The following is a 16,048-nucleotide window of genomic DNA, read 5'->3' on the forward strand; positions in this document are numbered from 1 at the left end:
GTGATTATTCTGCCGACTTCTGCCGAGCCTCGGCAGCCTTCTCAGCGGCCCTCGCGGCCGCTGCCTGGGCCTCTTTTTTGGCCGCGTCCCGCGCGGCTTGGGCCTTTTCCTGTTGAGCGCGACCTTCTTTGCGCAGACCGTCGCGGTTGGTGACGATCCCGATGATTTCCTTGGTCTTGCCCTTGACATCCTCGACGATGCCCTTGATGGCTTCTTCTGGTCCACTGCCGCCCATGAATTTCCTTTCTTTTGGGGTGGATAGGGTGTCAGTAGCCAGCAGCCGCCGATTTCGAACGGCCCGTGACGCTCAACAAGTCGCGCTCCGAGTGTGACGATGGTCACGATGGATGACGCTGCGCGTCCCGCATCGTCGCCGGGCTACGGCTTGATTCGGATCTGGCCCGGCGACCACCACCCGCTGCGGGTCGCGGTGCCCAGATCGAGTTGCGCGGGATGGGCCTCGGCGACGGTGTCGAACTTGCGCAGTGATCCCCAGTCCCGGCCCCAGTCGCGGGACAGGTAGGTGGACATGACGTGGGCCCGCAACAACAGGTCGGTGATGCCCAGCAGGCCGCCGTTGACGCCGTCCTCCCAGGTGTCGGTGTCCTGCTTCTTGGCGTTGTAGTCCGGCGTGATGCGGAACTTCGGGATCTCGGTGACGCCGTTGGCGTGCAGCATCGGGTGCTGGCACGGGAACGCCAGCCCAACCGCCCAGTCCATCAGCACCGGCTGCGACGAGCCGACGTACTCCTGCAGGGAACGCAGTTCCGGCACCCGCGGTGGGGTCACCGCGATCCAGTCGTCCGGTGTCAGGGAGAGATCTTCGGCCACCAACCGGACCCCAGTCGCGTCCGCGGGCATCTTGTCTCGGGCGAAGCGCAGATTGCGCCACGCCTTCGGCTGTTCCCCGTTCAGGTCGTAGGGCACCATCCGCCCGGCCGGCACTATGTCACCGCCGGGGCCGGGCTTGCCATATTCCAGCACCACGGTCTGCCCGCCGGTGTGCCCGTGCAGCACGCTGTTGCCGGCGATCTTGCCCGCGGCGGTCACCACCAGGAGGGGATGCCCGTCGTCGGGTTTGGGCAGCTGGTACCACGCCGAGGTGAGTCTGCTCTGCTGTTGGGCGCCGGTGGTGTAGCTGCCGGCCAGCGGAACCTCGTCGGGGTTGAGGCCGTAGGGCAACGGCACCAGGGATCCGTTGATACCTGGCGCCTTCAGCTTGGTCGGCGCGCGCCAGTCGTACGCGTACCAGTCGTAGTCGGTGCCGGGCTGCGGCACCGACGTCTCCTGGACAGCCTCGGCCACGGTATGGTCCGGTACGCCGTTGGGGGTGAACCCTATTGGGTTGGCGCCGCCCAACGGACCCAACGGGCCGTAATTGCCGGGCACGGGCGCCATAAAGCCGGCGTTGCTGTCCGGCTCGACGAGCACGTCGTCGGCCAGTGCGCAGCCCCCGGCGAATTCGCGCAAGTTGGCCCAGCCATTGGAATAGGTAGGGTACTGGCGCACGATTCCGGCGACCATCGATGCGATGAACACCAGCACCATGAATCCGGCCGCGATCGGCACCGGCGCTGCCGTCACCGCCCGCGCCAGCCGGCCCTCGCCGTGATCCGGCGACGCGAAGTGCAACCAGATCGCCCAGAGTGCCGCGATCACGAACAGGATGAAAAAGATTGTGCTGATGGTGATTCCGGCGAGCTTCGGCATCGCGCTGTTGAACGGGACGCCGTAGCTAGAGACGTACCACCAGCCGTTGGTGGTGGCGAAACAGAGCGCCAACACGAACAACACCGCCGCCACGAACGCCATGCGGTTGCGTGACCAGCGCAGCACCTTCGGTGACACCAGCACCGTGGTCAGCGCGGCCATCGCCGCGCCCACCGCGGCGAACAGCCCGAAGTGGTGCACCCACTTCGTCGGCGTGAACATCAGGAAGAACATGGTGCCGAATATGACGCCCATCAGCCGCCATGCCGGGCCGCGGGCCACGCCGGGGATTCGCTTGCGCCGCAACATGATTAACACGGCGGTGAACAGGCATAACGCGGTGATAAGGAAGCCGAAGCGGCGCGACAGTGAACCGTCGACGGTGGGCAGGATGAGGTAGTAATAGCGCAGGTTCTCGGTGTACCAGGCCTGGCTCGGCCCGATCGCGGTGCGAATCCTGGTGGCTTCCAACACCGTTGACAGGGTCTGGTCGGCGAACACCACAGTGAGGATGACGAAGCCGGCTGCCAGCATCGGGGCCACCAGCGGCCATGTGCCGACCACACGATGGCGGTGCACCAAAATTCGCAGGATCGGACGGCCACCGGCGACCAGCGCGGCCACCGCAATCAGGCCGGTGGGCTGCACCCCGAGGGTGAACGCGGCGGTCACCACTGCCAGCGCCGCCGGCGTCACTCGGGAGGCGCACATCGACCGCTCGATCAGCACCCAGGTGATCAGTGAACCGAGCGCGATGATCGGCTCCGGGCGCAGACCGTTGTTGAACGGCATCCACGCGGTCAGCAGCACCATGCCCGCCGCCCAGTTCGCGGCCTTGCTGGATGTCACCGCCGGCCCCAGCCGGGGCAACACCTCACGCGACAGCAGCAGCCAGCAGACCAGCCCGGCGACCAGGTCAGGCAGTCGCATCCACAGGCTGCCGTCGCTGACGTGGGTCATCAGCGCCAGCAGGTTGTAGTACCAGCCGAACGGGTCCTCTGGGCTGCCGAACCAGCGGAAGTAGTTGGACATGTAGCCGGCGTGGCCGGCGACCCGGGCCATGCCGAGGATGTAGCCGTCGTCGGACGAATTCGCGCCGATCAGGTGCCACAGCAGGAAACCGAATATCACTGTGGCGTCGATCAGGGTGAACTTCCGCCAGCGCTTCGGGATCAACCGGTGCATACGGCGGCCGTCGAGCTGGTCGAGGCGCCACAGCGCGACCAGTGCGACGATGGTGGCCACGATCGCCACCACCATCGCAACAAGTTTCAGTGTCGTCGGGGTGGTGGAGTACCGGGTGTCGATGGTCGCCGACAGCCGCAGTCCGGGCGGCGCGGGACCGGTCAGATCGGTGAACACACCGACGATTTGGGGGCGCAGGTTGGGGTCGGGGAAGCCACCGCTCACCGGCTTTCCCGCCGAATCGGTCAACCCGACAAAGGTGGCGAAGGTGCCGGCGCGTGTGGAGGTGATGTCGATGTGCTGGCACTGCGCGGACATCGCCTGATCCCGCGGCACGCTGGCGATGACCACGTTGCGGTCGGTGACGTCGACGCGCTGGCGGTTGGCAACGACGAACAACGCGTTGAGCGCGGCATCCTTGCCCTTCTTGGGCGCGGTACTCAGCACGACCCCACCTTCGCGCGGCAGGCCACCCACCGAAGAGCACGGCACGGTGGCCGTCAAGTCCACTGGAGACAGCGAAATAAGCGGTGCCGTAACGCTATTCAGCTGGCCGTTCTGTGGCCAATTGAGCATCGCAGTCGTCTGCACGACGGGCAGCAGCGGTGTCGCGACCGATAGGACGAAACCGATCAGCCCCGCGATCGTCGCGACCCAGCGCGTCACCCGCACATCGCGATGGGTGTCGTGCGCGGTGGCCGCTTGCCGTTCGTGGTTGATGACGCTCATGGCAGGGCCCTAATCGGTCCTTGCCGGCTCCAGCCGCGCACTGTGGTCACGCCCTGTTCGACGACGGCATCCGGTGCCTGATCGGCGGGCACCAACGCGTAATACTGTTCGACCGATCCCCAGTCGCGGTACCAGTCGCCGCGCAGGTACGTCGAGATCGTCGAGGTGACCAACAGCGCCTGAGTGAACAGGAACGGACCGCCGTCCTCGCCGGCCTCCCACCCGTTCGACGACGCCGCCGTCTGTTTATGATCGGGCAGGATGCGGTACTGCGGAAGTTCGGCAACGCCAAGGTGTTCGGAGAACGGCCGCTGACAGGGGAAGTTCGCGGCGGTCGCGATGTCCATCAGCACGGGTGTGTGCGATCCGATCAATTGCTGCAGAGTCTGCAGCACCGGAACGCGCGGCGGCGTGAACGCGAACCACTGCTCGGAGCTCAGATTCGGGTCATAAGCGACGATGCGTGCCACGTTAGCCTCCGGGGGCGCCCAGGCTAGCGGGAAGCGCAGATTGCGCCATGCCGGCCACGGCCCGATGTCGATCGGCTGCACCTCTGCGAGCGGCTGGGTGGTGCCGTCGGGGCGAGCGACACCCCACTGCAATTTCAGCGACTGCCCGTATGTGAAAGTGCCGTCCTCGTTATACGACCAGATAGCGCCCGCGGCGGAAACCACCACCAGCGGCCGGTCGCCGGTGCGCGGCGGCAGCTGGTACCACGCCGAGGTCGCCGTGGCGGCCAGCGAATTTTCGCCGTAACTGCCCATCACCGGGGTGCGGGCCGGATTGAGTCCGAACGGTAGGGCCGCGTGCGACCCGTTCACCCCGACCGGGCCTTTCCCGCCGGCCGTGCCCGCGGAGTCACTCATGGTGGCGTTGGGCTTGTTGGGTGACCCGGTGGAATTCACCACCCCCGGTTTGGTCACCACCGGGTTGGACCTCAGGTCGTCGCCCACCCCTTCGGGTTTGAAGCCGACGGGGTTGATTCCCCCGAGCGGGCCGTCGGGCCCGAAGGTTTGTCCCGGAGCCGGTTGCAGCATGCCGGCGTTGGGATCGGGCTCGGTCAGCACGTCATCGGCCATCGCGCAACTGGTCGGGGAAAGGCCCGAGCTGAGCGCCGCCAGGTTGGCTTTGGCGGTGGTGTAGAGGGGGTAACGGAAAACCGCACCCTTGGCCAGCGAACCGACTTCGCCCAGGACCATGATCACCGCGACCACCAGCAGCGGTGTGGACGCCAGCACGCGGTTGCGCCGGTTGTCCTTGACCTCGGTGTGGCCGGCGTAGTCCATCCGGAAGTGGTACCAGGCGGCCAGCAGCCCGGTGAGGATCGACAACGTCAGGAACATTGACGTCACCGGATGGCTGGCGATGACGGGCGGGATGTCATACCACGGCACCCCGTAGTTGTTCACGTAGAACCAGCCGTTGACCCCCGAGGTGGCCACCGCCAGCACGAACAACAACGCGGTGATGTACAGCGTCAGGTTGCGGCGGCTGTGCAGGCCGATCCGGGCAAAGATGAACGCGGTGACCGCGCCCAGGGCGCCGGCCAGCCCGGCGAACGCACCAAACTGGATGGCCCACTTCGTGGGCGTGAACGTCAGCAGCAGCAGGCCAATCGCGGTGGTGCCGATCAGCCGCCACGCCGGGCCACTGGCCAAGCCCGGCACCCCGCCGCGCCGAAGCAGCACTACCAGCACTCCGAACAGGCACAGCAGCAGCACCAGCACCGCGAATCGCCGTGTCATCGACCCGTCAGCGTTGGACTCCACCGTCAGGAAGTAGTAGCGCAGGAAGTCTTGGTACCACGCGATCGTGGGACCGACCTTGTACTTGATGCGGGCAGACTCGGCGACCGTGGCCAGCGTCTGGCTGCGGAACACCACCACGGTGATCAGCGAAAACGACGCTGCCAGCACCGCCAGCGGTGCCAGCAATCCGTCGGTCGGCCTGCGCCGCCGGATCGCCTGGGCGATGGCCCGCGCACCGGTCAGTAAGGCGGCGACGGCGATCAGCCCCTGCGGCGCCAGAGCCGCGGTGAGCATCGCGACGATGATGGCGACCGCGGCCGGAGCCAGTCGCTGCAACGCGATCGCGCGTTCCACCAGCATCCAGGTGACCAGCACGCCGAGGGCGATCAGCGGTTCGGGCCGCAGACCGTTGTTGAACGGCAGCCACGCGGCCAAAAACACCGCGCCCGCGGTCAACACCGCCACCCGGTTGGATGCCAGGCCACCCCTTCCAGGTCCCAGCCGCCGCAGCACCCAATGGCTGATGATCAGCCAGCCCGCGATCCCGGCCAGCGTGGCCGGGATCCGCATCCATACGCCGGCGGTGCTCACCGACGCCAATTTGGACAGCACCCCGAGGTACCAGTCGAACGGCGCTTCCGTCGTCCCGAAGTACCTGTAGTAATTGGCCACGTACCCGGCCTTCGGCGCCACCCGGGCGATGGTCAGGTTGTAGCCGTCATCCGATGAGGTGGCGCCGATGAGATGCCAGAGCAGCAGCGTCGCGATCACACCCGCATCGGCGAGCCAGGTGGCGAGCCCAGGCCGTCGCCAGCGTCGCCAGTTGCGCGGCACCCGCGTTCCCGACTGCCGGTCCAGGACGGCCAGCGCGACGATCGCAGTCACCACCGCGAGCCCACCCAGGGCCATCACGGCTCTCTTGAGCATGGTGGCGGTGACGATGAACCGGGTGTCCACGTCGATACGAGCCGATAATCCCGGCTGCGCAGGGACCTTCAGGTCGGTGAAAACGCCGCCGACCGCCGGCTTCTTCTCCGGCGCGAGGGTTCCCGTGGCACCAGGTATGCCGACGAAGTCCGCGCCCGCCACGCCGGCGTCGGCCCAGATGCGCAGGACACTGCAGGCGCCACCATTCACGGCGGGGCGGGCCGCTACCGCCGCCACCGAGTCCCGGAACGCGACGACGACGGCATTCTTATTGGCCCGGACAAACAACCCGTTCTTGCCGGTCTGGAACCCATTGACCGGCAACGTTGAGAACACCAGGCCGCCGTCAGCGGGCAGGGTGGCGATCGCCGCGCAGGGGATGGAAACGTCCAGCGCCCGCGGGGCCCCGGACACCAGTGGCGCGGTGATATCGGTCACGTGGCCGTCGCCGTTAAGGCCCTGCGGCCACAGGATTGTGGCTGTGGTCTGCTTCACCGGAAGCAGTGGAACCAGCGCGCACAGCAGCGCTCCGGCGATTCCCGCGACGACGGCGATCCAGCGCGGGAGCTGACGCGTCGATCGCTCGTTTTCGTCATGGGGCACGAGGGACGATGGTAGGCGACTAGTTACGTCCGGCGACGATGCAGGCTGCGTGGCGGCCTGAGGAGGAGCTGGACAATCGGCTCCGTCGGCGACGATGCAGGCCGCGTGGCGGCCTGAGCAGCTGGACGATGCCGGCTGGGTGGCGGCTTGGAGAACAGCCGGACACGCGATTTTTAACTTCGCCGATGAGACAAATCTCAACGGCCCGGCACTATCCGGTGATGGTGCAGGTCCGCGTGCCGAACGCGCCGGATAGGTCGGGCACCGAGGCCTGACGCACCTTTCAGGTGGTTCGACTCCTCCGCCCAAACATGGTTTAGTGGGCCAGCGGTGGTGCATTTAACGGATACGAAACAAATCACCACCGGCCACTGGCGTGAGTTGTGGAGCACCCGGTATTTGCGGACGTCAGCTGTGGTCGCCGGGGGCGTGGTGCTTTATTCCACCAACGAGTTCCTGACGATCAGCATGCTGCCCAGCACGATCAATGAGATCGGCGGCGAGCGAATCTATGCCTGGGTGACCACCTTGTACCTCGTCGGGTCGGTGGTCGCCGCGGCGACGGTAAATTCGCTGCTACATCGTGTCGGCTCATGCGTGTCTTATCTGCTGGGTTTCGCGGTGCTGGGCGCCGGCAGCCTGGTATGCGCGGCGGCGCCGAACATGGAGATCTTGCTGGCCGGCCGCTTCCTGCAGGGCCTGGCAGGCGGTCTGCTGTGCGGCCTCAGTTTCGCGGTGATCAACGCCGTGCTGCCGCGCTCGCTGTGGAGTCGCGGTTCGGCGATGGCGTCAGCGATGTGGGGCGTCGGTGCGTTGCTCGGCCCCGCACTGGGCGGGATTTTCGCGCAGTTCGGCGCGTGGCGGTGGGCGTTCGGCTTGCTGGCCATGCTGAGTGTGGCGATGTCCCTGCTGGCACCGGGCGTACTGTCCGTGGACAACTGCGAGCAGCACAGCGACCGCGCCGCGACACGGATTCCGGTGCCGTCGGTAGTCCTGCTGGGCGCTGCGGCGCTGACGGTCAGCGTGGCATCTCTTCCGCATAACACCGTCGCAATCGTCGGACTGCTGATAGTCGGCGCCGCGCTGGTGGGAATGTTTCTGGTCGTTGACCGGCGGATGGACACGGCGGTATTGCCCGCCAGCGTCTTCGGGTTCGGCCCGTTGAAGTGGGTCTATCTGACCCTGGGCCTACTGGTCGCCGCGACCAAGGTGGACCTGTATGTGCCGTTGTTCGGCCAGCGGCTCGCACATTTGGGGCCGATAGTTGCCGGGCTGTTGGGCGCGGCGTTGTCGATCGGCTGGACGATCAGCGGATTGGGCAGCGGCTCACTGAACAAGACCCGCTCAATCGTGGGTGTGGTGATAGGGGCGCCGCTGGTGATGGCGATCGGCCTGGCGCTGGCCGGAGTCAGCCATGTCCAAGGCGCAACGGTTGGCATCATCATCTTGTGCGCGACGGCGTTGCTGGCCGTTGGGATCGGTATCGGCGCCGCTTACCCGCATCTGTCGGCGTGGGCCATGACCGACATCGACGATCCGGCTGAGGGCAGCACGGCGGCTACCGCGATCAACTCGGTGCAGTTGATTTTCGGTGCGTTCGGGGCAGGGCTGGCCGGTGTCGTGGTGAACATCTCCGACGGCGGAGGTGTCGCAGCGGCGCACTGGGCGTTTACCGTGTTCGCCTTGCTGGCCCTCACCGCCACCGTCACCGCCTTTCGGGCCGGCCGACGGCAGGTCGCGTTTTAAGCGCGGTTACTGCCGTAATGGCGCGGGGCTCCACAGGCCGCTGCGTGTTGCCGAACCGAGGTCGAGGCGGGCCGGCTGGGCATTTGCGTAGTAGGGCGTCAACTGCTGCAGCGCACCCCAGTCGCGGGACCAGTCGTCTTTCAGATAGGTCGAGACGGTGTTTGCGCGCACCAGTAATTCGGTGACGCCCAGTGGGCCGCCTCCGTTGTTATCCATCACCGGCGAGTTGGCCTCGGCGCCGAACCGATCGGGCAGAATCCGCCACTTGGGCATCTCAATCACACCGTTTTGATGCCCGAATGGCCGCTGGCAGGGGAAGGCCAGCCCCACCAGCCAATCCAGCAGCACCGGGTCGGTTGAGCCGACGACGTCCTGCAGTGTGCGCAGCCGCGGGATCCGCGGCGGGGTGACGGCGATCCAGTGCTGCGGCGCAAGGTCGTCATCGGTGGCGACCAATCGCACCTGGGTGGCGGTCGACGGCACCGCAGATAGCGGGGCCCGCAGGTTGCGCCACGCGGGCGCCGCTCCGACGTCGGCGAATCCCATTGAACCGCCGGGCTTATTGGCGGCGGCTTGTTCGTCGGTGGCCCACTGGATTGCCACTTCGCCGTAGTCGAACCGGCCCGCCGCCGACACCACTAGCAGCGGACCCGCCTGGTCACGCGGTGGCAGCCGGTACCAGGCCGACCGCAGCAGGGCCGGTACCTGCACGCCGGATCGCCAACTGCCGGACACCGGCGTACGCGCCGGGTCGAGGTTGTAGGGCAGCCGCGCGCGCGACCCGTTGATGCCGGGCGCGGGCGTGGTTCCGCCCTCGGTGCCGGCCTCGCTGCTGGTGACCATTCCGTCGTCGCTGACGAAGCTGCGGTCGCCGGGGCGTTCCATCACCGGGTCGGCCGATACGTCGGCGGGGATCCCGTTCGGATCGAAGCCGTCGGCAAAACCGGAGCCCAGCGCGTCCTTCACAGGCACCCCGATCGGGGACAGCATCCCGGCGTTGGGGTCCTGCTCGACGAGTACGTCACTGGCAAGTCCACAGGTCTTGCCCGTCAGCGCCTGCAGATTGGAGCGGCCGACCGACCACGCCGGGTATTGATCGGTCATCCCAAGCGTGAGCGACAAGACCTCGAAGAAGACCAACGCCCACGCGGCAATCCCCAACGGGGACCGGGCGATTCGGGCGAGCCGCGATTCGCTGGCTGGCCCGGCATCGTCGCCGTTGTTGACGAAGTGGAACCAGGCGGCCAGCAGCAGTACCAGCACCGTCAATCCGAGCAGCCCGGTGGTGAACCCAAAGTGCCACTCCGGGAACGCATTTGACCACGGCACACCGAAGTTGGAGACGTACCACCAGCCGTTGACGCTGGCGAACGACAGCGCCACCACGAACATCACGACGGCGGCGAACACGGTGCGGTTGCGTCGTGAGTGCATCGCGGCCGCGGTCACCGCCACCGCGGCCAACGCCCCCAGCGGACCGGCCAGCCCGGCGAACACCCCGAAGTGGTGCGTCCACTTGGTGGGCGTGAACATCATCGCGATGAACGAGATGATCGTGATGCCGACGATGCGACGGCTGGGTCCTACGGCGGTGCCCGGAATTCGACCCTTGCGCAACGACATTGCCACCGACACCGCGAGTGCGACCAGCAGCGCCAGCAGGGCGAAGCGACGGGCGATCGAGCCGTCCGGGCTGGCCATGAACAGCCGCTCGTAGCGAAGGTGCTCGTCGAACCAGCTCAGGCTGGGCCCGAGAGCACGCTTGAGCGCGGTCGCCTGCAGTTCGCCGGCCAGGGTCTGGTCCCGGAAGATCAGGATCCCGGTGACGGTGACCGCGGCCAGAATGGGCGCGAGCAGCGGCAGCAGACCGAATCGTCGCGTGCGGCGGTGCAGGATGGTGCGCAGCGGGCCGATCGCCACCAGCAGTGCGCCGATCGAGGCGATACCGGTCGGCCCGGAGAACAGCGTCAGGGCGCCGACGATGCAGGCAACCGCCACCGGCAGCAGCCGACTGGTGGCTACCGCGCGCTCGACCGAACACCAGGTCAGCAGGATGCCCACGGCGATGATCGGCTCCGGTCGCAGACCGTTGTTCAGCGGCAGCCAGAATGCCAGGAACAGACCCGCCGCCGTCCACGCCGCAGCTCTGCTGGTCTTGACGGCATGCCCGAGCCGTGGGATGACTTCCCGGCTAATCACCCACCAGCAGGCCAGCGCCATCAGCAGGGTGGGCAACCGCATCCAGATGCTCGCGGTGGTGACGTGAGCCCACAGCGCCAGCAGGTCGTAATACCAGCCGAACGGCGCCTCGGGGGTTCCCAGCCAGCGGTAGTAGTTGGCCATGTACCCGGCGTGTTCGGACACCCGGGCCATGGTCAGGATGTATCCGTCGTCGGCGGTGTTGGCTCCGACGAAGTGCCACCACACCAGCACCAGCGTGACCAAGGTATCCAGCCCGCTGATCGACCACCAGCGGGGCGGTAGGAAGCGGCGGTGTCGGGTGCCGTCTGAGGTGTCCAGGATGTGCAGTGCGATCAACGCGGCGATGGTCGACGCCACCCCGAGGATCATCACGGCCATCTTCAGCGGGGTCGGCGAGCTGCTGTAGCGGGTGTCGACGGTGGCGGAGAAAGTCAGGCCCGGCGGAGCCGGCCCACTCAGATCGGTGAAGACTCCGACGATCTGCGGCCGAAAGTCGTATCCGCTGCGTTCGCCACGCAGCGGAGCGCCGGGATGCTCGGCATCGGGACCCTGTTTCAGCCCGACGAATTCGCCGGTGACCCTGTCAGCGTGCGCGGTGAAGACCAACTTCTGACAGGCGCCGCTGAGTACCTGGCTGATCGGCGCGACAACGACCGGGGTATTGCGCACCACGACCACCAGGTCGTCGTTGGGGGCGCGCTCGATCAGCAAACCGCGGTCCACGGCCTTGGGTGCCTGCTTGGGCACCGTGGACAACAGCACCGTCTTGCCGGTGTTGCCGGGCCCGGCCAGTCCGGCGGCGGCCTGGCACGGAATGCTGATGGTGAGGTCGGTGGCCACGTAGCCGATCAGCGGCGCTTCAACGCTTCCGAGCACGCCGTTTTGCGGCCAGTTCAGTTGGGCGGTGGTCTGTTTGACCGGCAGCAGCGGCGTCGCAATCGCCAGCAGGGCCCCGAGCAGGCCGGCGACGACGGCCGCGACCCGGGCGACCCGGTAGTTTGCTCCCGCGTCGGTCGATGGGCGCCCCTCCACAGCATCGCTTCGCTCTGCAGCGTCGACGGGGAGGCCCACGGAGGTAGATGGTAATTGCTCGACATGTGGCGTTTCTGTAGCCATCTACGGCCCCGGTCCAGGCTTGCGGATGGCCAACACGAACGGGCCGATGGTGGTGACGGTGAACCGGGAGTCGGCGAACAACGCGGCCTCGAGCTCCACCGTGTAACGGCGGACGTTGGGCTGGTTGGGGTAGACGTCTTCGGCCAACCGCAGGGTGTAGCTGCTTGTCGCGCCGGCCGACCCGCCGTGGCGCATCAAGAACACCGTCGGCGCCGCCCAGGGCAGCGTGTCCAGCGCGTGGATGAACTGATCGGGGGCTTTGAGCTTCGACCAGCTCCTGATCGCGGCAGCCCGCTTGTCGAACTGCGCGAGCGGATTGGCGTAGTGCGACGTCAGTCCCTGAAATCCCCAGTAGGGGTAGTAGGACAAGAAGCTGTAGTCGGCCGTCAGCACCACGGTCTCTTCTCGGGACTTTCCAGTTGCCTTCGTGATCGCGGCATCGATCGACGGGTAGAACTTCTCGGAGCCGGGCGGACGGCGGTCACCGCGCTGGCCGTGGCCGTCGGTGTCGGTGTAGGCGATGGTGAGGTCCGGTCGCAGCACGTCGGGGATGTCCTGACTGAACGCGATCGCCCCGGCCAGCCCGATCGCCGCCGCGACCGGTAGCACGCTGCGGCCCCAGGCATGGTCTCGTCCGCGGGCGGCAAGCGCGAGGGTGACTTCGATGAAGCCGAAGACGCCGGCGGCGGCCAGCAACACCGTGAGTGTCGGCTGCAGCCGAAACGACAGCAGCGTGGTGCGCGCCAGCGTGGCGAGCATCGACAGCACCGACCACAGGTACACCGCGACCACGCCGATCGCCAGGCCGGCCGCGCGCACCGACGAACGGACCCGCACCACCAGCCACAGCGTCCCGAGCATGCACAGCGCGCCGAGCAAGGTGAACTTCAGCATCGGGAACGTCAACTCGGCGCCGTCGGCCGGCAGGTAGTGATAGGCGCTGCCAGTGTTGCTGACCGGATCCCGGGTGGCCCGCAACAAAAACGGCAGCCACGTGGTCGCCGCGATGGCCGCCGCGATGACGGCGATGACAGCCAGCCGGCCCAGCGGATCCAGTGCAGCGCGGATTCCCTGACGCCAGCGGGAGGCCATCAGGATCAGGGCCATCAGCACCACGGTGAAGGCGCTGTAGGCCAGCAGCAGGGTGTAGAAGGTCGCCGCGAAGCCCAGGAATATCCCGGCCCCGACCACTGCGGCCCACCCACCCGATCCGGCGCCGCTGCGCAGACCCGACCAGGTCAGGATCAGCACCGGCGGCAGCAGCACGGTGATCATCGCGGAGTACGGCTCCGGCGAGCTGTAGGCCAGCGTCACCGCGGCGGTCGCCGTCGTGACCATCAGCGCATACTCAAAACGAATCATCCGCGACCACAACACCAGCGCAACCGCGACCGCGATCGTGATCGAGGTGATCGCCCACGGCTTGTACATCTCCCAGCCCGGAGTGCCGGTCAACGCCGCGATGCGCCCGCCGAGCCAGAACCAGCCCGGCGGATAAAACGGCGGCAACCCGATGTAGGTCATGTCGTGAAGGGCGGCGCTGTCGGTGAGCCGGGTCAGATATTCGGTGCGGAACTGCTGGTCGACGGAGATACCGAACAGATAGAGCTTGGTGGCGCCCAGCGGCATCGCCAGCGTCACCACCGAGAACGCGGAGACGAACACCAGCGTGAACAGTCGGGCCAGGAGGCGGTTCCGAACGTTGGTGCGACGACCACGCCCCCACAGCCAGCCGGCGGCCAGCAATCCGATGATGCAGCCGACCTGGCCGACCGTGGTCAGCGCGTGCAGCTGATTCGACGACGGGTAGGCGGGCCATTCGACCCGTGCGATGGCGATCAGGGAGATCACCGACACCATTGCGGCAATCGCCGTCGCGAATGCCATGTGGCCGACGGTGGCCAGCGCGTTCCGCATCTAGATGGGCAACTTACGGAAGATGGGCCGCGGGATGTGCCGGAGCACCATCATCACGTAGCGGAAAGCGCCTGGCGCCCAGACGAGTTCCTTGCCCTTGGCCGACGCGGTCACCGCCAGGTTCGCGACGTATTCCTTGTCGACGGTCAGCGGCGCTTCCTTGATGTGCGCGCTCATCCGGGTCCGCACCTGGCCGGGCCGGATGACCAAGACGCGGACGCCGAACTCCTTCAAGGCTTCACCGAGGCCGAGGTAGAAGCCGTCCAGGCCGGCCTTGGTGGAGCCGTAGACGAAGTTGGACCGCCGGACCCGCTCACCGGCGGCCGAGCTCATCGCGATGATCTGGCCGAAGCCCTGCGCGCGCATCTTCTCACCCAGCAGCACGCCCACGGAAACCGCTGCGGTGTAGTTGATTTCGGCGATCTGAACCGCCTTGCGCTGGTTCTGCCACAGTTCCTCGGCGTCGCCGAGCAACCCGAACGCCACGATCGCGACGTCTATATCTCTAGATCCGCCGCCATCGCTGAATGCGGCGTCGATCACTTTTGGGTGGCTGTCGGGGTCGGTGGCTTCGAAGTCGATCAGCTCCACCGAGCGCGCGCCCGCGGCCTTCATCTGCGCGACGGCGTCATCGCGACCCGGGTCTTCGGGCATGGCGGCCAGCAGAATCCGCGCGTGCGCGTTCTGAAGGTAGCGCTCGCAGATGGCCAGCCCGATCTCAGAGGTGCCGCCGAGCAGCAGGATGGTCTGGGGATTACCCACGGCGTCGAGCACCATTTAGAGCAGCTCCAAACGTCGGGCCATGTCCGAGACGAAGACCCGGGTGGGGTCAACCTTGCGGCGCAACGCGATCCATTCGTCGATGCGCGGGTACATGGCGTGAAAAGTGTCCGCGGTGGTGCGATTGTCTTTGCCGGTGTAAAGCCGGCCGCCGAACTCCAGCACTCTGCGGTCGAGTTCGTTGAGAAACTCGTTGAGTCCCGGCTTGATCGGAAAGTCGACGCAGACGTTCCAGCCCGGAATTGGGAAGCTAAGCGGCGCTTGGTTTCCGGGACCGAACAGCTTGAACACGTTGAGGAACGAGTAGTGACCCGAGCGCTGGATGTCGTACATGATGCCCTTGAATTCCTCGACCGCCTCGGTGGGCACCACGAATTGGTACTGGCCGAAACCCGCTGAGCCGTAAGCCCGGTTCCATTCTCCCAACATGTCCAGCGGGTGATAGAACTGCGTTAGGTTTTGGATCTTGCCGCGATAGCTGCCCGACTTGCGGTACCACAACTCGCCGATCGGAACGAAGGTGTACTTGTTGGCCAATCCGTTGGGGAATATGTCGGGGAGTGTAAGTAGTTGCGGCGCATCGAATTTCAGCGGATTCTTCTGTAACTTCTTCGGCAGCTGGTCGACCGTTGCCAGCGAGCCTCGCGAGATCGCGGCCCGGCCCAGCTTAGGTGGCGCACTGATCGCGTCGAACCAGGCCGACGAGTAGGTGTAGTTGGCTTCGCTGCCGTCGCTGTGGAATGCGATGGTCTCGTCCAGGGTGTGCGTGACGTCGCCGTCGGCGATGAAATACGCCGTCTCCGTCGGGGTCATCTCGACAGTGGCGCGCAGGACGATCCCGGTCAGCCCGTTACCGCCGACGGTGGCCCAGAACAACTCGGCCTCATCGCCGTCCGGGGTGAGGTGACGGATCTGCCCGTCGGCCGTCAGCAGCTCCATCGAGCGGACGTGATTGCCGAAGCTGCCCGCGCTGTGGTGGTTCTTGCCATGAATGTCGGAGGCGATGGCGCCGCCGATGGTCACCTGCCGGGTGCCGGGCAGTACCGGTACCCACAGTCCGAACGGCAGTGCGGCCCGCATCAGCTGATCGAGGTTGACCCCTGCGTCGGCATCGACCAGATGGCTGTCGGCGTCGATCGAGTGGATCCGGCTCAGGGCCGTCATGTCGATGACCAGCCCGCCGCCGTTTTGCGCGTTGTCGCCGTAAGAGCGGCCCAGCCCGCGGGCGATGACGCCACGGCCGCCGGCGTCGGCTGCCCAGGCAACCGCCTTGGCGATCACCTCGGGATCCGGGGTGGCCAGCACCTGCGCCACTGATGGCGCGGTGCGGCTCCACCCGGTCAGCAGCTTCGGGGTCGTTGGAAACATCGTCAAAGAGGCTACCG

8 protein-coding genes are annotated in these 16,048 nt (G+C 66.6%); 1 reads left to right on the top strand and 7 read right to left on the bottom strand.

The window, feature by feature from the left end; translation table 11 throughout:
* Positions 1-4 precede the first annotated feature (4 nt).
* From mbp1 to ACLQI9_RS27850, 3 genes are all read right to left on the bottom strand, one after another.
* A complete protein-coding gene (mbp1, locus tag ACLQI9_RS27840; RefSeq protein WP_442384972.1) occupies positions 5-235 on the bottom strand; it encodes a microaggregate-binding protein 1 in 231 nt (76 codons plus the stop codon).
* A 143-nt stretch (positions 236-378) separates the two neighbouring features.
* A complete protein-coding gene (locus ACLQI9_RS27845; protein WP_442392455.1) occupies positions 379-3,624 on the bottom strand; it encodes an arabinosyltransferase domain-containing protein in 3,246 nt (1,081 codons plus the stop codon).
* The gene (locus ACLQI9_RS27850) at positions 3,621-6,902 is read right to left on the bottom strand and encodes an arabinosyltransferase domain-containing protein (protein WP_442392456.1); all 3,282 of its coding nucleotides are present in this window, start codon (positions 6,900-6,902) and stop codon (positions 3,621-3,623) included. Before ACLQI9_RS27850 ends, ACLQI9_RS27845 begins: the two co-directional genes overlap by 4 nt.
* 330 nt (positions 6,903-7,232) lie before the next feature.
* Here ACLQI9_RS27850 and ACLQI9_RS27855 point away from each other — a divergent pair, with 330 nt between their 5' ends.
* Complete coding sequence (locus ACLQI9_RS27855; protein WP_442392457.1) at positions 7,233-8,648, top strand: MFS transporter; 1,416 nt, start codon at positions 7,233-7,235, stop codon at positions 8,646-8,648.
* Between the two features lie 6 nt (positions 8,649-8,654).
* Here the strand turns inward: ACLQI9_RS27855 and ACLQI9_RS27860 are convergent, their stop codons facing one another.
* Genes ACLQI9_RS27860 through ACLQI9_RS27875 form a run of 4 tightly spaced genes read right to left on the bottom strand, consistent with a single transcriptional unit; the run spans position 8,655 to position 16,031 of the window.
* Positions 8,655-11,966 (bottom strand): arabinosyltransferase domain-containing protein, encoded by a 3,312-nt coding sequence (locus ACLQI9_RS27860; RefSeq protein WP_442381548.1) that lies wholly within the window; start codon positions 11,964-11,966, stop codon positions 8,655-8,657.
* Positions 11,967-13,883, bottom strand: a complete 1,917-nt coding sequence (locus ACLQI9_RS27865) for a galactan 5-O-arabinofuranosyltransferase (protein ID WP_442381550.1) — start codon at positions 13,881-13,883, stop codon at positions 11,967-11,969.
* Positions 13,884-14,660: a decaprenylphospho-beta-D-erythro-pentofuranosid-2-ulose 2-reductase gene (locus ACLQI9_RS27870; RefSeq protein ID WP_442381552.1), complete on the bottom strand. Its 777-nt coding sequence runs from the start codon at positions 14,658-14,660 to the stop codon at positions 13,884-13,886.
* On the bottom strand, positions 14,661-16,031 hold the full coding sequence (locus ACLQI9_RS27875) for an FAD-binding protein (protein WP_442381554.1): 1,371 nt from the start codon (positions 16,029-16,031) through the stop codon (positions 14,661-14,663).
* Between the last annotated feature and the right edge of the window lie 17 nt (positions 16,032-16,048).

Source organism: Mycobacterium sp. (assembly GCF_052143115.1).
In the GTDB taxonomy this organism is placed as follows: Bacteria; Actinomycetota; Actinomycetes; order Mycobacteriales; family Mycobacteriaceae; genus Mycobacterium.